Annotated in this window: 23 protein-coding genes; 3 read left to right on the top strand and 20 right to left on the bottom strand. The window is 70.8% G+C overall.

Annotation, left to right across the window (positions count from 1 at the left end):
* Positions 1-36 precede the first annotated feature (36 nt).
* Positions 37-459 carry a tellurite resistance TerB family protein gene (locus FA743_RS01780; RefSeq protein ID WP_136884154.1) on the top strand — a complete coding sequence of 141 codons (423 nt, stop codon included), beginning with the start codon at positions 37-39 and terminating at the stop codon, positions 457-459.
* On the opposite strand, the gene FA743_RS01785 is transcribed toward FA743_RS01780, so the two are convergent.
* The 3 genes from FA743_RS01785 to FA743_RS01795 form a co-directional block, all read right to left on the bottom strand.
* Complete coding sequence (locus FA743_RS01785; protein WP_136884155.1) at positions 456-1838, bottom strand: D-alanyl-D-alanine carboxypeptidase; 1383 nt, start codon at positions 1836-1838, stop codon at positions 456-458. The two genes, FA743_RS01780 and FA743_RS01785, sit on opposite strands and share 4 nt — an antisense overlap.
* On the bottom strand, positions 1835-2428 hold the full coding sequence (locus FA743_RS01790; RefSeq protein ID WP_136884156.1) for a nicotinate-nucleotide adenylyltransferase: 594 nt from the start codon (positions 2426-2428) through the stop codon (positions 1835-1837). The genes FA743_RS01785 and FA743_RS01790 overlap by 4 nt, the downstream gene beginning before the upstream one ends.
* Before the next feature lie 73 nt (positions 2429-2501).
* The gene (locus tag FA743_RS01795) at positions 2502-4103 is read right to left on the bottom strand and encodes a bifunctional metallophosphatase/5'-nucleotidase (protein ID WP_136884157.1); all 1602 of its coding nucleotides are present in this window, start codon (positions 4101-4103) and stop codon (positions 2502-2504) included.
* 151 nt (positions 4104-4254) lie between these two features.
* Between FA743_RS01795 and FA743_RS01800 the strand changes: the two genes are divergently transcribed.
* A complete protein-coding gene (locus tag FA743_RS01800) occupies positions 4255-4590 on the top strand; it encodes a DUF952 domain-containing protein (RefSeq protein WP_136884158.1) in 336 nt (111 codons plus the stop codon).
* Positions 4587-5645 carry a quinone-dependent dihydroorotate dehydrogenase gene (locus FA743_RS01805; protein ID WP_136884159.1) on the top strand — a complete coding sequence of 353 codons (1059 nt, stop codon included), beginning with the start codon at positions 4587-4589 and terminating at the stop codon, positions 5643-5645. Before FA743_RS01800 ends, FA743_RS01805 begins: the two co-directional genes overlap by 4 nt.
* On the opposite strand, the gene cysE is transcribed toward FA743_RS01805, so the two are convergent.
* The 17 genes from cysE to FA743_RS01890 all read right to left on the bottom strand — a co-directional run bounded on the left by cysE (position 5642) and on the right by FA743_RS01890 (position 19515).
* Entirely contained in the window at positions 5642-6469 is an 828-nt protein-coding gene (gene cysE / locus FA743_RS01810) for a serine O-acetyltransferase (protein WP_136884160.1), read from the bottom strand. The two genes, FA743_RS01805 and cysE, sit on opposite strands and share 4 nt — an antisense overlap.
* 88 nt (positions 6470-6557) lie before the next feature.
* A complete protein-coding gene (locus FA743_RS01815; RefSeq protein WP_136884161.1) occupies positions 6558-7268 on the bottom strand; it encodes a DUF2793 domain-containing protein in 711 nt (236 codons plus the stop codon).
* Positions 7258-11139: a baseplate multidomain protein megatron gene (locus FA743_RS01820; protein ID WP_136884162.1), complete on the bottom strand. Its 3882-nt coding sequence runs from the start codon at positions 11137-11139 to the stop codon at positions 7258-7260. The genes FA743_RS01815 and FA743_RS01820 overlap by 11 nt, the downstream gene beginning before the upstream one ends.
* Positions 11140-11163: 24 nt before the next feature.
* Complete coding sequence (locus FA743_RS01825) at positions 11164-11592, bottom strand: NlpC/P60 family protein (RefSeq protein ID WP_136884163.1); 429 nt, start codon at positions 11590-11592, stop codon at positions 11164-11166.
* Positions 11585-12415 (bottom strand): DUF2163 domain-containing protein, encoded by an 831-nt coding sequence (locus FA743_RS01830; RefSeq protein WP_136884164.1) that lies wholly within the window; start codon positions 12413-12415, stop codon positions 11585-11587. The genes FA743_RS01825 and FA743_RS01830 overlap by 8 nt, the downstream gene beginning before the upstream one ends.
* Positions 12412-13044: a DUF2460 domain-containing protein gene (locus tag FA743_RS01835; RefSeq protein WP_136884165.1), complete on the bottom strand. Its 633-nt coding sequence runs from the start codon at positions 13042-13044 to the stop codon at positions 12412-12414. Before FA743_RS01835 ends, FA743_RS01830 begins: the two co-directional genes overlap by 4 nt.
* A 13-nt stretch (positions 13045-13057) precedes the next feature.
* A complete protein-coding gene (locus FA743_RS01840) occupies positions 13058-13702 on the bottom strand; it encodes a phage tail tape measure protein (RefSeq protein WP_425467152.1) in 645 nt (214 codons plus the stop codon).
* A complete protein-coding gene (locus FA743_RS01845) occupies positions 13689-13955 on the bottom strand; it encodes a rcc01693 family protein (protein ID WP_136884166.1) in 267 nt (88 codons plus the stop codon). The genes FA743_RS01840 and FA743_RS01845 overlap by 14 nt, the downstream gene beginning before the upstream one ends.
* On the bottom strand, positions 13952-14266 hold the full coding sequence (locus tag FA743_RS01850) for a gene transfer agent family protein (protein ID WP_136884167.1): 315 nt from the start codon (positions 14264-14266) through the stop codon (positions 13952-13954). Before FA743_RS01850 ends, FA743_RS01845 begins: the two co-directional genes overlap by 4 nt.
* Complete coding sequence (locus tag FA743_RS01855; RefSeq protein ID WP_136884168.1) at positions 14266-14679, bottom strand: phage major tail protein, TP901-1 family; 414 nt, start codon at positions 14677-14679, stop codon at positions 14266-14268. Before FA743_RS01855 ends, FA743_RS01850 begins: the two co-directional genes overlap by 1 nt.
* Before the next feature lie 12 nt (positions 14680-14691).
* On the bottom strand, positions 14692-15111 hold the full coding sequence (locus FA743_RS01860; RefSeq protein WP_135817069.1) for a DUF3168 domain-containing protein: 420 nt from the start codon (positions 15109-15111) through the stop codon (positions 14692-14694).
* Positions 15108-15446: a head-tail adaptor protein gene (locus tag FA743_RS01865; RefSeq protein WP_136884169.1), complete on the bottom strand. Its 339-nt coding sequence runs from the start codon at positions 15444-15446 to the stop codon at positions 15108-15110. The genes FA743_RS01860 and FA743_RS01865 overlap by 4 nt, the downstream gene beginning before the upstream one ends.
* Positions 15446-16060, bottom strand: a complete 615-nt coding sequence (locus FA743_RS01870) for a head-tail connector protein (RefSeq protein WP_136884170.1) — start codon at positions 16058-16060, stop codon at positions 15446-15448. The genes FA743_RS01865 and FA743_RS01870 overlap by 1 nt, the downstream gene beginning before the upstream one ends.
* A 199-nt stretch (positions 16061-16259) precedes the next feature.
* On the bottom strand, positions 16260-17423 hold the full coding sequence (locus FA743_RS01875; protein WP_136884171.1) for a phage major capsid protein: 1164 nt from the start codon (positions 17421-17423) through the stop codon (positions 16260-16262).
* A 124-nt stretch (positions 17424-17547) separates the two neighbouring features.
* The gene (locus FA743_RS01880) at positions 17548-18078 is read right to left on the bottom strand and encodes an HK97 family phage prohead protease (protein ID WP_136884172.1); all 531 of its coding nucleotides are present in this window, start codon (positions 18076-18078) and stop codon (positions 17548-17550) included.
* A 3-nt stretch (positions 18079-18081) separates the two neighbouring features.
* The gene (locus FA743_RS01885) at positions 18082-18312 is read right to left on the bottom strand and encodes a GTA head formation protein, RCAP_rcc01685 family (RefSeq protein ID WP_136884173.1); all 231 of its coding nucleotides are present in this window, start codon (positions 18310-18312) and stop codon (positions 18082-18084) included.
* A gap of 3 nt (positions 18313-18315) precedes the next feature.
* Entirely contained in the window at positions 18316-19515 is a 1200-nt protein-coding gene (locus tag FA743_RS01890) for a phage portal protein (RefSeq protein WP_136884174.1), read from the bottom strand.
* Between the last annotated feature and the right edge of the window lie 93 nt (positions 19516-19608).

The following is a 19608-nucleotide window of genomic DNA, read 5'->3' on the forward strand; positions in this document are numbered from 1 at the left end:
TCAATATTCTGACGCCGAACCCATGCGAGGCCCATCATGACCATCGACCTGCCTTCCCTGTCCCCCTGCGACGCGCTGGTCGCGGTGATGGTGGCGGTCTCTGCCTCCGACAACACGGTCCGCACGTCCGAACTGGTGGCGATCCAGCGCATGGTCGATCATGCGCCGGTCTTCGCCGCCTATGACGACGACCGAATCCGCGCGATCAGCCAGACGGTGATGACCCTGTTCGAGGAGGAGGACGGTGTGGACGCGCTGTTCGGCCTGATCCGCGACGCGCTGCCCGAGAAGCTGTACGAGACCGCCTATGCGCTGGCCTGCGACGTGGGCGCGGCCGACGGGCGGCTTTACGAGGGCGAGGTGATGATGCTGGCCGAGATCCGCGACCAGCTGAACATCAGCCGCCTGCATGCCGCCGCGATCGAGCTGTCCTCGCGCGTGCGCCACGTCACCGTCTAGCCGTCCAGCCGCCCCGCGAAGGCGCGCACCAGATCGCCCTGCAATGCCTTGGCCTGCCGGGTCCAGGGCGCGACGCCCGGGGGCATCTCCTGCCCGATGGCCGCCTGCCGCCGGTCGGGATCCGCGCAGAAGATCGCGAAGACGCCCTGCCCCCCGGACGGGCCGGTGACATAGCCCGCCAGATTCGAGACGAAATTCAGCGTGCCGGTCTTGGCCGCGACGGTGAAGCGGTCCGAAGGGTGCGGCTCGACCGTGTCGGCGCGCATCAGCGGCGCCAGCAGCAGATCGCGCCCCGGCCCGGCCAGGATGCGGGTCATCGCGAAGGGGCTGATCCGGCTGCCCTGCGACAGGCCCGAATGATCGGCCAGCCGCATCCCCTGCCCCAGTTCCGCCAGCCAGAGCCGCATCGCCTCGGCCGAGGCGCCCGGGTCTGCCGCCCCGCTGGCCTGCAGGCCAAGCGCCTCGGCCGTCAGGTTGGTCGAATAGCGCAGCATGTCGCGGACCAGCGCCACCACCGGGGGGCTGTCATGGCGCGCCAGCACCTCGCCCTGCGGCAGCCGGTCGATCACCTGGGCGGCGGGCAGCGCCAGACCCCGCGCCCGGCAGAGGGTCTGGAAGACATCCGCCGCGTACAGTTCCGGCAGGCGCACCGGCATCCAGCGGCTGCCCGGCACGGCCAGGGCGCCGCGCGCGATGGTCCAATGCTCCTGCGCCGCGTCCTGGCGATAGGTGAACAGCCCGGGATGGTCGCCGAGCCGTGCGGTGATCGTCCAGGCCTGGGGGGAATGGCGGGCGGCGCGGGCCTCGGCCCGGATGCGCGGCTCGGCGGTGCTGCGGGTCCAGCCCAGATGCACCCGGTTGAAGTTCAGCATCAGGCCCGAGAGGGCAGGATTGTAGGCCAGGTGGTCGTCCTGCTCGGGGGCGATCTCGGGCAGTTGCGGCAGCGCGCCGCCCCAAACCCCGAAGCGCGCGGGCGCGGGCTGCCCCGTGGCCACCAGCCGGTCGGCCAGATCCGCCAGATCGTCGGTGCTCAGCACCGGATCGCCGCCCCCCGCCAGGATCAGCATGTCGCCCGACAGGATCACCTCGGTGGCAAAACGGCGATCCGGGCCAAGCCGGTCCAGCGCATAGAGCGCGGTGATCGCCTTCATCGTGCTGGCCGGCGCCTGAGGGAGTGCCGCCTTGGCCAGGGCCAGCGGCTCGGTGCCATCGGTCAGGGCATAGGTCACCTGCCCCGGCAGGGCGGCGCGGCGCAGGATGTCGCGGGGATCGGGGGCGGGCTTGGGGCGCGGGCGCAGGTCCTGCCCCTGCGCGCCTGGCACCGAAGGCACCAGCGTCGCGCCCAGGGCTGCCAGGAAGGCGCGGCGACCGAGGCTCATGCCCCTGCCCCGCGAAGGCTGGTCGAGGACAGGGGGGACATCGGCAGGTTCAGCAGCACCCAGGCCGGCGCCGCCCGCAGGGCCAGCTCGCCCGCGCGGGTCTCGGGAAGGCGGGCGGCGCGCAGGACACCGGCGGCGACCGACTGGCGGGCCGAGAGCCGGGTTCCGGGGCGGGCCAGCACCGCGATGGGCACCTGCCCCGCGATCTGCCGCCAGCGGTCCCAGTGATGGAACTGCGCCATGTTGTCCGACCCCATCAGCCAGACGAAGCGCACCCCGGGATAAAGACGGGCCAGCGCGGCCAGCGTGTCGGCGGTCATGCGCAGGCCCATCCTGGCCTCCAGATCGGTGACGACGATGCGGGGATCGTGGATCAGGTCGCGGGCCGCCTGTAGCCTCAGGTCCAGAGGCGCTGGCCCGCGCGCCTTCAGCGGATTGCCCGGCGACACCAGCCACCAGACCCGGTCCAGATGCAGCCGCCGCAACGCCGCCTTGCTGATCTGGACATGCCCCGAGTGGGCGGGATCGAAGGACCCTCCCAGAAGACCGATGCGCTGGCCAGGCCGCGCGAGGGGAAAGCCCGTCCGCATGTCAACCGCTTAGCCGATCGCGCCGCCCATGCCAACAAGCTGGGCGGCGTCATCTGCAAAACCGGGACAGCGCCTACTTCACCGTGATGCGGCCGTCGGTATAGGGAGTGTATCCCCCCTCCTGCGCGCCCAGATAGTCGGCCAGGACCTCGGCCAGGTCGGGCCCAAAATCATAGGCATTCTGCCCGTTGCTGGCAAAGACCGCGTATCCGTCGCCGCCGCCGCGCATGTAGTTGTTGGTGGCCACGCCATAGGTCGCCGCCTCGTCGATGGCCACCCATTCGCCCTCGGCCTGAACCATCACCTCGCTGATGCGGGCCCCGGCTTCGGCAGCGGGATCGACCGTGTACTTCAACCCTGCGACCTGGGCGAAACGCCCCGCCTGTTCCTCGTACTGGCTGGCGCCGTTCTCCAGCGCGGCGATGATGTCGGCCCCGGTCAGCTCGAAGGTGGCCAGCGTGTTCTGGAACGGCAGGACCGTATAGACCTCGCCCATCGTCACGTCGCCTTCGTCGATCGAGGCGCGCAGGCCCCCGCCGTTCTGGATGGCGATGGTGACGCCCTGATCGGCCACGCGGTCGACCATGGCATCTGCCACCAGGTTGCCCATCTCGCATTCCTGCGCCCGGCAGACCTCGCGCGCGCCCTCGATGGGCGCCGTCGTGCTGGCCACGACCTCCTCGCGCAACGCAGCGATGGGCTGGGCCATCTCGGCCACCCGCGCGGCGATCCCCTCGTCCTCGGCCACCGAGGCGTCCAGCAGCACCGGCTGCCCCTCGGCGCTGACCAGCACGCCCGCATCGTCGAAGGTCAGCGTCAGGTGACCCAGATACTTGCCATAGGCATAGGCCTGCGCCACCGGCACCTCGGTGCCGTCAGGCCCGGCCACCATGGTCGGATAGGCATCGACCGCCCCCTCCATGTCGCCCAGCAGCGTGTGGGAATGCCCGCCGATGATCGCGTCGATGCCCGCCACTTCGGCGGCCAGCTCCAGATCGCGCACATAGCCCACATGGGTCAGCGCGATGACCTTGTCGACACCCTGATCGGCCAGCTCGGCGGCGGCGGCGGCAAGGCTGTCGGCATCGTCCTGGAAGATCACCGATGGGCCGGGCGACGAGGTCTCGGGCGTGTCCATCGCCAGGGCCGAGACGATGCCGATCCGCGTGTCACCGACCTCCAGCACCGTGTGCTTGGCAACCTTGTCGGCCAGCACATTGGACTGCGAGACATCGAGGTTGCTGGACAGGATCGGAAACTCGACCCCGTCGGTCAGCACGGCCAGCCCGTCGGGACCGTCGTCGAATTCGTGGTTGCCCACCGCCATCGCGTCATAGCCGATGGCCGACATGAACTCGACGACCTCCTCGCCCTTGTAGGTCGTGTAGAACAGCGTTCCCTGATACTGGTCGCCCGCATCCAGCACGATCACGTTGCCGCCCTCGGCGGTGATCTGGTCGCGCAGCTCGTTGATCTTGGTGGCGATCCGGGCCACCCCGCCGAAGCACTCGTCGGCGGCCAGCTCCTCCTCGCTGCAGGTGCTGTCATAGGCGTTGATCGGCTCGATCCGGCTGTGCACATCGTTGGTGTGAAGGATGTGCAGAACGGTCTCCGCCTGCGCGGTGCCCGCGCACAGCGCAAGGACCGAGGCGGCGGCAAGAAGGCGTCGTGTCATGCGTGATTCCCTGAGATGGCCTGTCGGTCGGATGACGCAGCTTGGCGCAGCCGCGCCACCGGGTCAAACCGTCATGGCCCTGTCCTAGGGGTCGCGCATGACATCACGATGACGCCTTGACCCGATGCCCGAAGGCGCGGCAAATGCCCCCATGCAGATCTACAAGGTTCTCCGCGCGCCCGAATGGGCGCAGATGCAACGCGACGGGCAGACCGCCGGGGCCCCCGTCGATCTGGCCGACGGCTATGTCCATCTCTCGACAGCCGAACAGCTGCCCGTGACGCTGGAGCGGCATTTCGCGAAGGCCGAGGGGCTGGTCCTTCTCGCCTGCGCCGCCGAGCGGATGGGTGCGGACCTGCGGTGGGAGCCGTCGCGCGGCGGGGCGCTGTTCCCGCATCTCTACCGTGCGCTGGCGATGTCGGACGTCCTGTGGTCGCGGCCCCTGCCGCTGCAGGATGGCCGCCACCAGATCGGGGACCTGACATGAGCCTGTTGGAAAGCCTCGGCCTCAGGGCGCTGCACCGCCTGGACCCCGAACGCGCGCATGACCTGTCGATCCGCGCGCTGGAACGTGGGCTGGCGCCGCTGCATGGGGCGCCGGTCACCTCGGACCGGCTGCGGCTGTCGCTGGCGGGGCTGGATCTGCCCAATCCGATCGGGCTGGCGGCGGGCTATGACAAGAACGGCCGCGTCATCGCGCCCTTGATGCGCGCGGGCTTCGGGTTCCTGGAAGTCGGCGCCGCCACCCCGCGCCCCCAGCCCGGCAACCCCAAGCCGCGCCTGTTCCGGCTGACCGGGGATCAGGCGATCATCAACCGCTTCGGCTTCAACAACGAGGGCGCCGAGGCAGTGGGCCCCCGCCTGGCCGCCCGGCCCAAGGGTATCCCGGTCGGGCTGAACCTTGGCGCCAACAAGGACAGCACGGACCGGGCCGAAGATTTCGCGCAGGTCCTGATCCGCGCGGGGGCCTCGGCGGATTTCGTGACCGTCAACGTCTCCTCGCCCAATACCGAGAAGCTGCGCGACCTGCAGGGCGCTGACGCGCTGGCAGCCCTTCTGGACCGGGTGCTGGCGGCGCGCGACAGCCTGCCCGTCCGCGTGCCGGTCTTCGTCAAGATCGCCCCGGACCTGACCGATCCCGAGATCGCCCAGATCGCCGCCGTCGCCCGCAACGCGCGCCTCGACGGCATCATCGCCACCAACACGACCCTGTCGCGCGACGGCATCACCGGACCGCATGCGGCCGAGACCGGCGGCCTCTCCGGCCGCCCGCTTTTCAAGCGGTCGACCCGCGTGCTGGCGCTGCTGCACCGCGAGACGCAGGGCAGCATTCCGCTGATCGGCGTGGGCGGCATCTCGGATCCGCAGGATGTCTGGGACAAGCTTGCTGCCGGGGCAAGCGCGGTGCAGGTCTATTCGGCGATGATCTATCAGGGCCTGTCGGTGGCGCCCCGGCTGGCGCTGGCGCTGGACGAGCGGCTGGCGCGGGACCGCATCAGCCTGCCCGAACTGACCGGCAGCGATGCCGCGCGCTGGATCTAGGTGTAATCCTCGATCCCCAGCAGCTGGTTCATGCTGTAGGACGGCTCGAGACAACCCGCATCCCCGATCACGCGCGCGGGCACGCCCGCGACGGTCTTGCAGGACGGCACGTCATGCAGCACCACGGATCCTGCCGCGATCCGCGAGTGGTGGCCGACATGGATGTTGCCCAGCACCTTCGCTCCCGCGCCGATCAGCACCCCGTCGCCGATCTTGGGATGACGGTCGCCATCCTCCTTGCCGGTGCCGCCAAGCGTCACCGAATGCAGCATCGACACGTCGTTGCCGACCGTCGCCGTCTCGCCGATGACGATGGAATGGGCATGGTCGATCATCACCCCGGTGCCGATCTTCGCCGCCGGGTGGATGTCCACGCCAAAGCATTCCGAGCAGCGCATCTGCACGAAATAGGCCATGTCGCGGCGCCCCTGCTGCCACAGCCAATGCGCCATGCGATAGGCCTGCAGCGCCTGGAAGCCCTTGAAGAACAGCACCGGCTGCAGCAACCTATGCGTGGCCGGGTCGCGGTCATAGACGGCCATCAGATCGGCCCGCGCCGCATCGCCCATCTGCGCGGTGGTGGCATAGGCCTGATCGGCGATCTCGCGCAGGATCTGCTCGCTCATCTCGCCCGAGGCCAGCTTCAGCGAGAAGCGATAGGCCAGCGCGGCCTCCAGGCTCTGGTGATGCAGCAGGCCCGCATGGATCAGCGCGCCCAGCAGTGGCTCGCCCGCGACGGCGGCGGAGGCCTCGTCGCGCAACTGCGACCAGATCGCGTCGCGATCCAGCGCCAGCGGGGTCTTGTCGACATGTTGCATGTTCATCCTGAAGCCCACCCGATCCTTTGGTTCCCTTACATAAACCACATGACGATGCGGTTAAAGACGGGCGGGCCCAAAACGATCCGCAGCGCTAGGTCGGCAGCCGCATCTCCAGCCAATGCACCGCCAGGCGGATGCGCCCGCCGGTCATCGTGCCGCCTTCGGCGGTCACGATCAGCGGCTCGGTCTGGTAATAGGCCGTCGGACTGCCCAACAGGCCCCGCGCCCAGGACCCCTCCTCCTTGCCCAGACCCTGACCGAAGCGGTTCAGCGCCCCCGTGGTGCCAAGCCGCCAGCTGGCCAGCGTGCCGGTCAGGCCGCTGGCCACCCGGCCCACCGCGCCGATGACCAGTGCCCCCGCCGGGATGAACACATCGGTCGTGACGCTGGCGCCGCCGCCCAGGATCACCTCGCCCTCGGTCATCCCGGCCATCAGCCCCGATCCGCCCGCACCCAGGCTCAGGGCACCCACGGCCCAGTCCGTGCCGTCGTGGATCGCCTGCAGCCCGCGATCGGCCACGAAGGCCCGCATGCCCGACGCGGGCGGCAGAAAGACCCATCCCCCATTCGCCCCCACCGCGATCCGCCCCCCCTGCCCGGACCACACGCCCTGGCCCGAGGCCGGCACGCCCCAGCACTGGCCGTCCAAGACCGCCTCGGGCGGAACCGCCACCGAGACGCTCTGCAGCACCAGGTTCACCATGCCGTCCAGCCGCATCAGTGCCTCGTTGACGGTGACATGCTTCTGGGCCTGCGCGGGGGCCAGAAGCGCCATCTGCAGGCGCGTCGTTTCACCGGACATCGAAATCTCTCCTTGCAAAGGGGCCGCGCCCGAAGGTCTGCGACAATTGGGCCACGGCGACCGTGATCGGGCCGGGCGGCAGCGACGCCCAGAGGGGTTCGGGCACGCTCCAGTCGGGGCTCGAGGTCTGCACCTCGGCAAGAGTCGCGCCGTCGCGGATCAGGCGCAGCAGATAGCGTTCGCTCTCCTCGCCCAGGGGAATGTCGGGACCCTCCCAGCCATCCCCCTCGATCCGGCTGCGCCGCACCCAGGTGACCTGGCGCCCCTCCATCCGCAGATGGCAGGGTGCATAGGGCCGCAGCCCGATCCCCTGGGCCACGGTCGTCAGGCTGCGATAGCTGGCATCGTCGGGCGCGCGCAGTGCCGGGCCGACGCGCCAGAACCGCTCCCGCCCCCGGGCCGAGGGCGGCAGGTCCAGCTGCCGGGGCGCGGCATCCAGCAGCACGACCAGACTGCCCGCGGGCCAGACGGGCGGCATGACCCCATCCGTCCCCGCCTGACCGCGCAGGCGGTGGCTGATCTCCCAGAGATTGGGGGCCACCAGATCGGCGCGGGCGAACTGCATCACCTCCCAGCCCTCCAGGCTGCCATCGCCGATGGCCAGCGCATTGGCGCCCGACAGCAGCGCGCGCTCGGTCACGGATCGCAGCGGATCGCCGACCAGCCGCAGCCGCAGGGGCGCACCCCGGTCGATCACCCCGGGCCGGGCGCGGGCCAGCGGGGTCAGCGTCCGCCCGATCAGCGCCCGGCGCTGCAACAGGGTGTTCAGCTCGAACCCGCCCTCGGGTTCGGCCGAGCCATAGGCCGCGACCGAGCCCGGCCAGGGATGGGCCGCGACCGCCAGCCAAGGGGCGTGCGGCACCTCGTCGCCGCGCAGCAGCGGCAGGTCCAGCATCACCGGGAAGACCGGCATCGGTGGCGCATAGCGGCGCATCCCGCCCTGCTCCTGAAAGCTCAGCCGCGGGGTGTAGAGGCCGGGATCGACCCGTACCGCGTCGATGGTGATGGCGCCCGCCCGCTCGACCCGGTCGATGCGCCAGCGGCGGCTGTCCTGCCCCGGCATCCGGCTGGTGATCACATCGCCCGGCCCCAGATCGGCGCGCGAGGGCGGCAGGGCGAAGCGCGCCGTGTCCCGGGCCAGCTCGGCCTCGGCGATCCAGCGATCGGCGATGGCACGACCCTCGGCGCGCGTCAGCACCATCGCGAACTCGCTCTCGGACACGGCGCGGCGGTCGGCATCGGCCAAGCTCGCCTCGGCGGTGGCCACCCCGTAATCGCCGCCTGCCGCCACATGGCTCAGCCGCAGCTGGCCCGGCTGCGTGGCCTCGACCTGCCGCACCGTCTCGAAGCCGGTGACCTCGTCGGCCAGCGCCAGATCCTCGGGCCCGATCTCGGCCAGGGCCAGCCCGTCGCGCATGACAAAGCGCAGCATGCCGTCCCGCTCGACCGCATCGAAGCCATGAGCCAGCATCAGCGGCTGCAGCGCCGCCCGGGCCGATTCGGACCCCTGCAGCGCATAGCCGCGGACCACCCCGGACAAGCCCGACACGTCCACACGCTCAAGCCCCGCCGCCCGGCAGATGTCGCCGACCACCGCACGCAATGTCACCGCGCCCGCCCGTCCGTTCAGCCAATGCCCGCGCTCCCAGGCCGGGCCGTCCGACCACAGATCCTCGCGCCCCGGAAAGGCCGGGTAGGGCCGCGCATCCCAGCACCAGACATGCGCGCGGTCCAGATCCAACATCCGCAGACCCTGCGCACTGACCGGGTTGTTGTCCGGATCGCGCCAATGCGCCATCACCGCCTTGACATAGGCGGCCTGCAGCCCGTCATTGCGCGTGCCGTTCGAATAATAAGGCAGCATGCTTTCCGAGGACAGCGCGTCCAGGAACTTGTTGGGCTGGTTGGTCGCCTTGTCCAGCGCTGCACAGCCGAACTCGGTGAACCAGATCGGCTTGGATTCGGGCACCCATGCGGTTGCCTGCGCCTGCCGCACGCCGCCGGGGCGGTCGTAATGCAGGTTCTGCCACCAGCTTTTCAGATCCTTGTAGCGCCAGACCCAGGCCTCGTCATAGGTCCCGTCGGTGATCGGCGTGCGGATCTGCGCATCGCGGTCGGCCTCGCTGGCATAGAACCAGTCGAACCCCTCGCCCCCCGCCACATTGGCGCGTAGATAATCGATATTGTCGATCCGCCCCCAGGACGCGTCCAGATGGTCGTCGCCGTCACGCCAGTCCGACAGCGGCATGTAATTGTCGATGCCGATGAAATCGATGTTCGGGTCCGCCCAGAGCGGGTCGAGGTGGAAGAACAGCTGCCCCTCGCCCGGATGATGCCCGAAATATTCCGACCAGTCGGCGGCATAGCCGATCTTGACCCCCGGCCCCAGGATCGACCGCACATCCTCCGCCAGCTGGCGCAGGGCGGCCACGGCCGGATAGCTGTTCTGCGGCCCCCGGATCCGGGTCATCGCGACCATCTCGGACCCGATCAGGAAGGCGTCGCAGCCGCCTGCCGCCGCGCAGAGATGCGCGTAATGCAGGATGAAGCGGCGATAGGACCATTCCTCGGGCCCGGCATAGCTGACCTGGTCGCCGCTGCGGATGAAATGCCCGGGCTCGGCGGTGCCGAAGAACGCCGCGACCTGCTGGACCGCCGCCTCCGTCCCATCCGTCGTCCCCGGGCGCCCCGGCGCCACGCTGGTGGTGATGCGCCCACGCCAGGGCAGCGCCGGCTGTTCCTCGGCCCCATAGGGATCGGGCAGCCCGTTGCCCGCCATCTGCTCCATCAGGATGAACGGATAGAAGATCGCCCTCCGCCCCGAGGACGCCAGCGCCCGCAGGCCCTCGATCACCGACTGGTCCGAGGGGGTGCCGCCATAGATCGGGCGTCCCTCCTGCCGGGCGACCTCGACGGCCCCGGCACGGGTGATGCCGCCCGCGCGCCACGGCATCTCGGCGCCGTCGACCTCGCGGAACTCGACCTTGGGGCGGACCTCGCACTGGCCGATCCGCAGGTCGCTGCCGAACCAGGACACGACCATCGCGACCGAGCCGACCCCGGGCAGCTCGCGCCCCAGCACGTCCAGCGAGGCGGCGAAATCCGTGCCGCCCATCGGCGTATTGGTGTTGAAGCTGCGGCTTTCGCCCAGATCGCCGCTTTCGGTCACTGCGGTCGTGGCCAGGGCATATTCGCCGGTCCCGGGGATCAGCGCCACCGCCCGCACGTCGCGCGACAGCCCGCTGCCGTCGCGGGCCGGGCAGGTCACCTCGAAGCTCAGCTGCGGCAGCCGGTTGCCCCAGGGCTCCAGGCTCAGGTTCTCCAGCACCACATAGGCGATGCCGCGATAGCTGGGCGCCGCGTCGCCCTCCAGCGCGGCGATGACCGGGTCGGGCATCTGCGCCTCCTCGCCCAGGTAGATGCGCAGGTTCAGATCCCGCTGCGCGACCTCCTCGCCATCCGCCCAGATCCGGCCGACCGACAGGACCGGCCCCTCGGCCAGGGCCAGGGCCAGCGACAGGCGATAGCTGATCTGCGTGACCTGCGTGCGCGGCGCGCCCTTGCCGCCGCCCGCATCCTCGGTGCGGGTGATCTCCTCCAGGGGCGAGGCCCAGATCACGTGGCCCGGCACCCGCATCTGGCCCCAGATGCGCGGCACCGCCATGCCCTCGCCGGCGGTCTGGATGCGCAGCCGGTCGATGCGCCCGGTCTCGACCGCCCGCGCCCCGCCGCCCAGCAGGCGCTGGTCGATGGCCCGACCGACCAGCGCGCCTGCCGCGCGTCCCAGCACGGCGCCCGACAGGCCCAGCACGGCACCGCCGAAGCCCGCCCCAAGCGAGGCCCCCACGGCAGACAGGACAATCGTGGCCATCAGGGCCTCCTTTGTTCGAAATGCTCAGGGAAACCGGAACCGCGCCACGATCCGGGATCGCCAGGGCGGGGTCAGCGGACTTTCGATGACCCCATGAGAGGTATAGGCATGCAGAAATCGCGCCTCGTCGCCGACCTGGGACAGGATACCCAGATGCTTTGCGATCGCACCGGGCCGCATGCGGAACAGCAGCACCTGACCCGGCCCCCAGGCCGCATCCTGGGCCACGGGCCGCAGATGCCGCATCGCCGCGCCCAGCAGCACCTCGGCGCCGCCGCATTCGGCCCAATCGGCGGTATAGGCGGGGGGCGCCTCGGGCTCGGCCCCGTGGATCTCGCGCCAGACGCCGCGGATCAGGCCCAGGCAATCCGCGCCGCTGCCCCGGGCGCTGGCCTGATGCACATAGGGCGTGCCCAGCCAGCCGCGGGCCACCGCGACGACCCGCTCATCCATGACGCGTCACCTGCGGCGCCAGCAGCCAATCCTCGGGAGGCAGATGCGGAAAGCCCCGGAAATTGGCGAAATTGCCGAATTTCAGCCGGCAGGTCCGGGCCGCCTTGTCGCAGCCCGCCGTCAGGCGCAGCTGATCGCCCGGCGCCGGCAGAAGGCCAAGCGCCGACCACAGCTCGATCACGCGCCGGCCACCGGGACGGGCGCTGTCGTTCTTGATCGCCGCATGCAGCCCCTCGGCGGCCCCGCTCTGAACCTCCAGCCGGCCATGCTCGAACCAGTTGGCATCGAAGGCGGGAAAGTCGGAAAAGCTGAAGATCCGCCCCTCCTCCAGCCCCTCGACTGATCGCTCCACCGACAGGCCCGGCGCGTCCAGATCGACCTGGCAGGCCCCGTCGCCCAAGCGCGCCGAACAGCGCGGGTGATAGACCCGGCCCTGCGGCGCGTTCAGCAGATCGGCCAAGCCCCGCAGTTCCGCCCGGAAGGCGCCGTTGCTGCGCGAGACCTCGCCCAGGGAGCCGCGAAAGACCAGCCGCCGCTGCGCGACATCGGTCCAGTCGACCTCCCACAGGCGCAGCTCGGCCCCGTCCCACCGACCCGCCATCAGGTCGCGTTCGGTGATGGCATCGTCGCTCAGCGCACCAATGGCCTCGGAATTGTCGACCGACAGGCCGGTGCCCTGCACCAGCGCCCGGGCCGTCAGGCCCCGGTCGGGGCGGAACGCGATGCCCCCGAAGGCCAGCGGTGCGTCGTGATCGGTCAGGCCCAGCACCAGCCCGTCGCCGCGTCGCAGGGACCAGGCGCGGGCTATCGTCGTCACGCTCATGCCCGCACCTCCACCACCGGGATGCTGGGCACCTGCCCCGCCTGGAACGAGCTGACCGACACCGCGATCCGGTCCGTGTCGAAGCGCACCGGCACGTCGAACTCGAAGCCCGCGGTGATCTCGGCCCCGACCTCGGGGGCCTCATGGAACAGGATCAGCCCGGCCCCGTAATCGACGGTATAGTTCAGCTCGACAAAGACCTCGTTGCCGCCGATCCCGGCATGGACGGTGCCTGCCACCGGCTTGACGATGGGCCGGTGATAGACCGTGGCCCCCGACCGGTACGCCTTGCTCAGCGCAAAGCTGCGCCGCTGCCCGTCGCCCACCGCGATGATCTGGTCGGTGAACTGGGGCGCGACCGAAGGCAGGCAGCTCTTGTGATCGGACCAGTCCTTCCAGCGAAAGGCGTGCAGCTGCCCGGCCCGCGCCTCGAAGAAGGCGATCACCGCCGACAGGTCGTCCAGCGAGCGCAACCCCATCCCCGCATCGAAGCGGCGCAGGGCATGGCTCCAAGGCGAGTTGCGCTCCTCGAAGCCGCTGGCCAGGGTGACGATCTCGGTCCGCCGCTCGGGGCCGCCGATGGCGCCAAAGGACAGGCTGGCGGGAAATCTGACATCGTGAAAGGCCATCTCGTGCCCCCTTTCAGCTGTTGCGGTCGCCGCGCGCCAGAACGCGCGACATCTGGGCGGCGATCTGCCCCTGGCTGCGCCGGAAGCCCGCCACATCGGGAGTCTGGATGTTGAAGGTGACGTTGACCGACCCGCCCCCTCCGGCGGCGGCCACGCCCAGCCTGCCATCCGCGCCCCGGCGCAGGGGCAGGATCGCCTCGGGCCCGGCCTCGCCCATCAGGCCCTGCCCGCCTCGCATCGGAAAGGCGGTGGGCCCCGAGACGATGCCGCCGATCTGACGCCCCTGCGCAAAGGCGCCGCCCTTGGCAAAGGGCGTCAGGCTGCCCCCCACCAGCCCGCCCAGGCCGCTGGCAAGGGTGCCCGCCAGGGCCCCCTCGACCGGCTTCATCGCGATGCCATAGACCGTGTCGGCCAGCGACCGCCCGATCTTCGTCAGCGCCTCCGACAGGGTGCCGCCGTCCAGCACCAGCCCATCGATCGCCCGACCCAGCCCCCGTTCCAGGCCCGAACTCAGCGTGCCCACCTCGCGCGAGGTCAGCGTCATCGATTGCCGCAGCCGCCCCAGTTCGGCCTGGAACTCGCGCGTCTCGCGGGCGGTGCCGCCCAGATCGTCGTCCAGCCGGTCCAGCATGGATCCGGCCCCCTCACCCATCGCCATCGTCCTGTCCCTTCGGTTCGCTCCTCCGCGCGCCCGAGGGTCCGGGCGCATCGGGATATCGGGCCGCCAGCCCCGCCAACCGGTCGCGCGTCATGCGGGGCAGGCTTGCCGGGCCCAGCCCCAGCATCAGCGCCAGTTCGGCGGGCGTCAGCGCCCAGAACTGGTCGGGATGCAGCCGCAGGTCGCGCAGCCCGGCACGCATCAGCCCGGCCCAATCCAGACCCGCGCCCCCGGATCCGCCGCGCCCGCTCATTCCGGCGCCCGGAAGGCCAGCGCCAGCAGCCGGGCCGCGATCCGGGCGGCCTCCAGCGGCCCGCCCTCGATCTGCACCGCCCGCAGATCCTGCGCGCTGCCGGTCCAGCCCGCGCCGCGCAAGCCCGCCACCACGACCGCCAGGATCTCGGCGCTGGAAAACCGCCCCTCGTCCAGCCGGGCCACCAGCCCGGCCAGCCCGTCTATCTGCAGCTGGCCCTCCAGCTCGGCCAGCGCGCCCAGGGTCAGCCGGGCGACATGGGGCTGGCCGTCCAGTACCACGGCGACCTCGCCGCGCAGCGCATTGGCCATCACAGCGCCACGAAGCTCAGCGCCCCGGCCGAGGCCAGCGCCATCTCGTAGGTGGCCTCGCCGTCATGGCTGCCGGCATAGTCCAGCCCGGTGATCTGGAATGGCCCCTCGACGCGCCCGAAATCGGGGATGATCACCTGAAAGCGCGGAACCTCGCCGTCAAAGAAGGCCTGCCGCGCGCGCCCGTCGCTGTCCGCGTCGCGAAACACGCCCGAGCCCGCGATCTGCGCGCTGCGGATGCCCGCCCCGCCCAGCAGCTCGCGCCAGCCGCCCTCGCTTTCCAGACTGGTCACATCGACCGTCTCGGCGTTGAAGGACAGGCGCGTCGCGCGCAGTCCCGCCAGGGTCTCGAACGTGCCGTCGCCGGACATGTCCATCTTGATCAGCAGATCGCGTCCGCTCTGTACCGCCATTGTCCTGTCCTCTCACGTCAGATCGATGCGCGCGCGAAAGGTCAGGTCGACCTGCCGCGCCGCACCGCTTTTCACCCGGCGTGCCGAGGCACGCAGGAACCACATCCCGGCCAGCCGGCCCCGCGACAGGACCAGCCCGCCCGCCTCCAGCGCGTCGGCCACGGCCACCGCCGCCGCCTTGACCGCGCCGAAGCCCGCGCCGCTGTCGCTGCCCGCCATGACCGAGATCACGAAATCATGCCGCGACCCGCGGGCCGTGGCGTCGCTGGCATCGCGCGCCTCCTCGGGGCCCAGGGACACGAAGACCCCGCTCGGCGCCTCGACCGGCATCGCGTCATAGATCGCGTCGCCGACCAGATCCGCCAGCGCGGCATCGGCGCGCAGATGCTGATAGACGGCCGCCTGCAAGGCGACCCCCGCCCCATAGCTCATGTCAGGTCCTCCTCGCGCGAAAAGCAGTCCAGGAACCGCCCCGATCCGTCCTGTTCCGCGACCGCCTCGATCAGGAACAGCCGGGGGCCAAGGCGGAACCGCTGGCCCGGGCGCGGCCGGCGCGGATCGCCCACCGGGGCGGCCCGCAGGGTGATGCGCCATTGCACGACGCTGATCAGGCCCGCCCCGGTGCCCCGCTCGCGCCCCGAACGGGCGTCCATCCGCGCCCAGAGCCAGCCCAGATGCCGCCAGACGGTGGCGTGCCCGCCCAGCCCGTCGGCGATGCGCTCCGAGGTCTCCAGCCCCAGCCGCGTGGTCAGATCCGGCAGGGCCATCAGCGCCACTCCCGGGTGCCGCGCCCGGCCAGGGTGCGCACCGCGCGCCAGCGCTCGATCAGCGAGCTGACCCCGAAAGGCAGCGCGTGATGGCGCTCGTCCCGGCTGCGGTCGTCGTAATAGCGCGCCGCCAGCAGGATGACCGCCTGCGCCAGATCGGGCGGCACCTCGCCCCAGTCGTCGCCAAAGCCTGCCAGGAAGGTCACCGTCACCGATCCCCGGCGCGGCACATGGGGCAGGACCACGCCCGTGGGCAGGATGACCGGGCGCTGCAGATCGGGCACCAGCCGCCAGCCCTCGGGGGGCAGCACGGTCACGGTGCCCGCGCCGTCGTCGATCTCGATCCGCTCGACCGCATGGACCGGCGCCAGCGGCAGGGCCTGTCCCAGCCGGTCGCGCCAGTCGTCCAGCTGCATGCGAAAGCGCCGCTTCAGCAGCACCTTGCCCGTGCGCCCCTCGATCGCGGCGATCGCCGCGCGCAGAAAGCCCGCCAGCGCGGCGGTCTCGGCAGCGTCCTCCGGCCCCTCGAAGCCCTGGGCCAGCCGCAAATGCCCGCGCAGGGCGGCCACCGGCAGCGCCTCCGCCGCAGGCGCCGTTTCCTCTATCAGCATCATCTCGCGAACCTCCCGTGCCATCCGTCCGCATGTCTACCGGGGCCGGCCCCCGCGCCCCGGGGGCCGGCCTGCCTTCCCGCGCCTTGAGAAAGGAAGGGAACGCGCTCCCACGCCGGCCATCAGCGCGCGCGGACAGTTGCTAGACCGGAACGACCGGCAGCTGACGCGTCCCCTTCCCCTCACCCGATCCCCGAAGGGATCAGGAGAACTTCAGCAGCTTGACCGCCCGGAAATCCGTGACGCCGCCGCCGACCCGCTTGGTGGCGTAGAACAGGACATGCGGCTTGGCGCTGAAGGGATCGCGCAGCACCCGCAGGTCGGGACGTTCGACGATGGTATAGGCGGCGCGGAAATCCCCGAAGGCGATCGCCAGTGCGTTGTTCGAGACATCGGGCATGTCCTCGCTGATCAGCACGCCATAGCCCAACAGCTGCGGCACCTGCCCCGCGCTCAGCGCATCGGTCCACAGGAAGCGGCCATCGGCGTCCTTCATCTTGCGCACCCGCGCCGCCGTCTTCGAGTTCATCACGAAGCTGGCATTGGTCCGGTATTCCGCCCCCAGCGCATAGACCAGGTCGATCAGGCAATCGGCCGGCGCGGCGGCCGGGAACTCGCCCAGGCCCCCGGCAAGGACGAAGCCGATCTGGCTGGCCGTGGCGGCCGTGTTCAGCGCGGTCGGATAGGACAGGATGCCGCGCGGCTTGGCCACGCCGTCGCCCTTGATGAAGGCCTCGGCCTCGGAGCGCGCGAACTTGTCGGCGATCCGCTCGGCCAGCCAGCTCTCCACGTCGAAGGCGGCGTCGTCCAGCAGGCGCTGGCTGGCCTTGGGCATGGCCGACAGCTCGTGGACGGGGATGCTGATGCGCTCGATGCCCGCGTTGGCGCTTTCGGTCGCGGCGGCCTCGGTGGCCCAGCCGGCGCCCATCTCGCCCTTCTCGACCAGCACCTCATAGACGGCGCTCTCGATGGTCACCACATTGGCCAGGCGGCGCAGCGAGGCGCCGGAATGCAGCACGTTCTGCACCGCCTCCGCCACCCGGGGCGCCGCCAGGAAGCCGCCGTCGCTGGCGACAGTCATGGCCTTCTCCTCCAGGACCAGCCCGCGAAGGCCGTCATCGTCGCCGCTGCGCAGATAGGCGTCGAAGGCCTTCTGATGCGGGACGCCCACCTCGGCGGTGGCGGACAGAGGGGCGCGGCCCCGAAGGGCGGTCTTGCGGTCGATCATGGTCATGCGCTCTTCCTGTGCATTGAGCTTGGTCTGGATATCGTCTCGAAAGCCCTTGAGTTCGCTCACGAACCCCATCATGGCCCCCTTCAGGTCGGCAGGCATGTCGCCGCCGGCCGCGGCCTTCACCTCGGTCATGGTCGTCTCCTCATCGCGATGAACGGGGCCGCGCCCCTGTTGCCGGACCGCCTCTGCCCCTTGGGGCACGGCGGGTCCGAACCCGTGAAGGGGCCGCGCGGCAAAGCCCGCCCGGCCCGAAACCTCATGCGCCCCGCAGAGCCCGGGCGGCCTGCGCGAACAGGGCCGCCATCTCGCGCAGATCCTCGGTCTCCTTGCGCCCGACCTTGGCCTCGGGCAGCATCGGAAAGGTCACCAGCGACACCTCCCACAGTTCGACCTCGGCCAGCGCCCGGCGGCCCTTGGCATCCCGCTCGGCCCGGATCGTGCGATAGCCGATGGACAGCCCGTCGATGGCCCCCGCCTCGATCAGCGCCGCAGCCTCGCGGGCCTGCGCCACCTCGGGCAGAAGGCGCCCCTTGACCCACAGGCCGGTCGCGTCCTCGCGGACCTCGTCCCAGACTCCGATGGGCCGGGTGGGATCGTGCTGCCACAGCATCCGCACCTTGCAGCCCTTGGCCGCCAACCGCGCCAGCGACGCGGCGAAGGCCCCGGGCAGGACCGCATCGCCCCCCTGGTCGGTCAGCCCGAAGCGGCTGGCATAGCCCTCGATCACCCGGTCGCCGGTCAGCACCGGCGCCCCGCCCGCGAATTTCACCTCAAGTCCTGCGATCATCCCTCAGCCCCCCTTCGGCGCATAGTCCAGAATTCCCTGCACGGCCTGCGTCAGGATCACCGCCACGACCCCGTAGACGGTCATCCACAAGCGCCGCTCCAGCCCCTCGATCATCGCCTCGATCCGCTCCAGCCGACGCTCGACCTGACCGAATTGCAGCGCGGTGATGCGCTCCTGCGCCTCCAGGCGCGGATCGTGCCACGGCCCGTCCTTGACGAAACGCGACCCCTCCATGCCTCACGCCCCCTCCAGGGGCGGCAGACCCAGCAGGGCGCGCTTCTCGGCATCGGTCAGGAACGCCGCCGCGCTGATCCGCGCCCATTGCTGGTTGCGCTCCTCGGCCAAGGCCGGGATCTGGTCCGGATCGGGCCGCAGTTCCACCTCCGCCCCCAGATGCTCGGACAGCCACCACGCGACCGAGGCCGTGACCCGCGCCACCAGAGGCAGCACCGTCAGCCGATAGAAGGCCCGGTGCGCCTCGGCGTAATTGGCATAGGTCGCATCGCCGGGGATGCCCATCAGCATGGGCGGCACCCCGAAGGCCAGGGCGATCTCGCGCGCCGCCGACAGCTTGGTCTCGTGGAACTCCATGTCGGCGGGGCTGAACCCCATGGGGCGCCAGTCCAGCCCCCCCTCCAGCAGCATCGGACGCCCCGCATTGCGCGCGCCCTGATGGTTCATCTCGATCTCGCCCACCAGCCGGTCATATTGCTCGGGGCTCAGCACCCCCTGCCCGTCCACCCCCTTGTAGACGATCGCGCCAGAGGGACGCGCCGCATTGTCCAGAAGCGCCTTGGACCAGGCACTGGCGCTGTTATGCACATCCAGCGCCACGGCGGCCGCCTGCATGGGCGACAACCCGTAATGGTCGTCCTGCGGATGGAAGGCCTTCACATGGCAGACCGGATCGGGGCTGCCCGTCATGTCGAAGCGATGCTTGCGCCCCCCGACAGCATACTCGTAGCCCACCGGCCAGCCATCCGTCCCCGGCACCACGCTCATCCGGTCCGAGCGCAGCACATGCAGCTCCTCCGGCAGGCCCGAGGCCCCGGCCCCCACCGCTTCAAGATAGCCGTTGCCCGACAGCAGGATCTGCCCGAACAGCGCCTCGAACAGCTCGGCCCGGCCCTGCCCCGGATTGGGCCGGCGCAGCAGGTCCAGCACCGGATGTACCTCATAGCGGCTGACCCGGTCCGCGCAGACCAGAGGCACGGCAGCCGCCGCCTCGGCGATCAGCTTCACGCAGCGAAAGCCCACCGGATTGCCCACGAAGCCGCCGCGCGTCAGACTGCCCGTGTCGCGCGCCGACCAGACGGCCCCGCCGCGCCCCAGGCCGCTGGCAAAGGCCACCACGCGGCCCACGGCGCTGGCCTTCCTCTCGGGCACGGCCCGCTCCGGCGCCCCGGCCGCCTCCCGCGAAAACAATCGAAACACCATGCTCGCCTCCATCTCAGCGCCATGCGAAAGGGCCGCCCCAAAGGGACGGCACCTTCATCTTGGCCCAAATATCCTCAGGGGGGTCCGGGGGGC

Source organism: Paracoccus gahaiensis (assembly GCF_005048225.1).
Classification (GTDB): domain Bacteria; phylum Pseudomonadota; class Alphaproteobacteria; order Rhodobacterales; family Rhodobacteraceae; genus Paracoccus; species Paracoccus gahaiensis.

What these genes read in the sequence shown, in the direction of transcription:
- FA743_RS01865 (WP_136884169.1), bottom strand. Translation starts at nt 15,446, where the DNA reads ATGGCCCTGCCGGATCTGACCACGCGGCTGGGGCTGGAGACCTCGGAG.
- FA743_RS01830 (WP_136884164.1), bottom strand. Translation starts at nt 12,415, where the DNA reads ATGAGCGTGACGACGATAGCCCGCGCCTGGTCCCTGCGACGCGGCGAC.
- FA743_RS01780 (WP_136884154.1), top strand. Translation starts at nt 37, where the DNA reads ATGACCATCGACCTGCCTTCCCTGTCCCCCTGCGACGCGCTGGTCGCG.
- FA743_RS01785 (WP_136884155.1), bottom strand. Translation starts at nt 1,838, where the DNA reads ATGAGCCTCGGTCGCCGCGCCTTCCTGGCAGCCCTGGGCGCGACGCTG.
- FA743_RS01850 (WP_136884167.1), bottom strand. Translation starts at nt 14,266, where the DNA reads ATGGCCAATGCGCTGCGCGGCGAGGTCGCCGTGGTACTGGACGGCCAG.
- FA743_RS01875 (WP_136884171.1), bottom strand. Translation starts at nt 17,423, where the DNA reads ATGACCGAGGTGAAGGCCGCGGCCGGCGGCGACATGCCTGCCGACCTG.
- FA743_RS01815 (WP_136884161.1), bottom strand. Translation starts at nt 7,268, where the DNA reads ATGTCCGGTGAAACGACGCGCCTGCAGATGGCGCTTCTGGCCCCCGCG.
- FA743_RS01820 (WP_136884162.1), bottom strand. Translation starts at nt 11,139, where the DNA reads ATGGCCACGATTGTCCTGTCTGCCGTGGGGGCCTCGCTTGGGGCGGGC.
- FA743_RS01855 (WP_136884168.1), bottom strand. Translation starts at nt 14,679, where the DNA reads ATGGCGGTACAGAGCGGACGCGATCTGCTGATCAAGATGGACATGTCC.
- FA743_RS01870 (WP_136884170.1), bottom strand. Translation starts at nt 16,060, where the DNA reads ATGATGCTGATAGAGGAAACGGCGCCTGCGGCGGAGGCGCTGCCGGTG.
- FA743_RS01860 (WP_135817069.1), bottom strand. Translation starts at nt 15,111, where the DNA reads ATGAGCTATGGGGCGGGGGTCGCCTTGCAGGCGGCCGTCTATCAGCAT.
- FA743_RS01885 (WP_136884173.1), bottom strand. Translation starts at nt 18,312, where the DNA reads ATGGAGGGGTCGCGTTTCGTCAAGGACGGGCCGTGGCACGATCCGCGC.
- cysE (WP_136884160.1), bottom strand. Translation starts at nt 6,469, where the DNA reads ATGAACATGCAACATGTCGACAAGACCCCGCTGGCGCTGGATCGCGAC.
- FA743_RS01840 (WP_425467152.1), bottom strand. Translation starts at nt 13,702, where the DNA reads ATGGCGATGGGTGAGGGGGCCGGATCCATGCTGGACCGGCTGGACGAC.
- FA743_RS01790 (WP_136884156.1), bottom strand. Translation starts at nt 2,428, where the DNA reads ATGCGGACGGGCTTTCCCCTCGCGCGGCCTGGCCAGCGCATCGGTCTT.
- FA743_RS01835 (WP_136884165.1), bottom strand. Translation starts at nt 13,044, where the DNA reads ATGGCCTTTCACGATGTCAGATTTCCCGCCAGCCTGTCCTTTGGCGCC.
- FA743_RS01805 (WP_136884159.1), top strand. Translation starts at nt 4,587, where the DNA reads ATGAGCCTGTTGGAAAGCCTCGGCCTCAGGGCGCTGCACCGCCTGGAC.
- FA743_RS01825 (WP_136884163.1), bottom strand. Translation starts at nt 11,592, where the DNA reads ATGGATGAGCGGGTCGTCGCGGTGGCCCGCGGCTGGCTGGGCACGCCC.
- FA743_RS01880 (WP_136884172.1), bottom strand. Translation starts at nt 18,078, where the DNA reads ATGATCGCAGGACTTGAGGTGAAATTCGCGGGCGGGGCGCCGGTGCTG.
- FA743_RS01795 (WP_136884157.1), bottom strand. Translation starts at nt 4,103, where the DNA reads ATGACACGACGCCTTCTTGCCGCCGCCTCGGTCCTTGCGCTGTGCGCG.
- FA743_RS01845 (WP_136884166.1), bottom strand. Translation starts at nt 13,955, where the DNA reads ATGAGCGGGCGCGGCGGATCCGGGGGCGCGGGTCTGGATTGGGCCGGG.
- FA743_RS01890 (WP_136884174.1), bottom strand. Translation starts at nt 19,515, where the DNA reads ATGGTGTTTCGATTGTTTTCGCGGGAGGCGGCCGGGGCGCCGGAGCGG.
- FA743_RS01800 (WP_136884158.1), top strand. Translation starts at nt 4,255, where the DNA reads ATGCAGATCTACAAGGTTCTCCGCGCGCCCGAATGGGCGCAGATGCAA.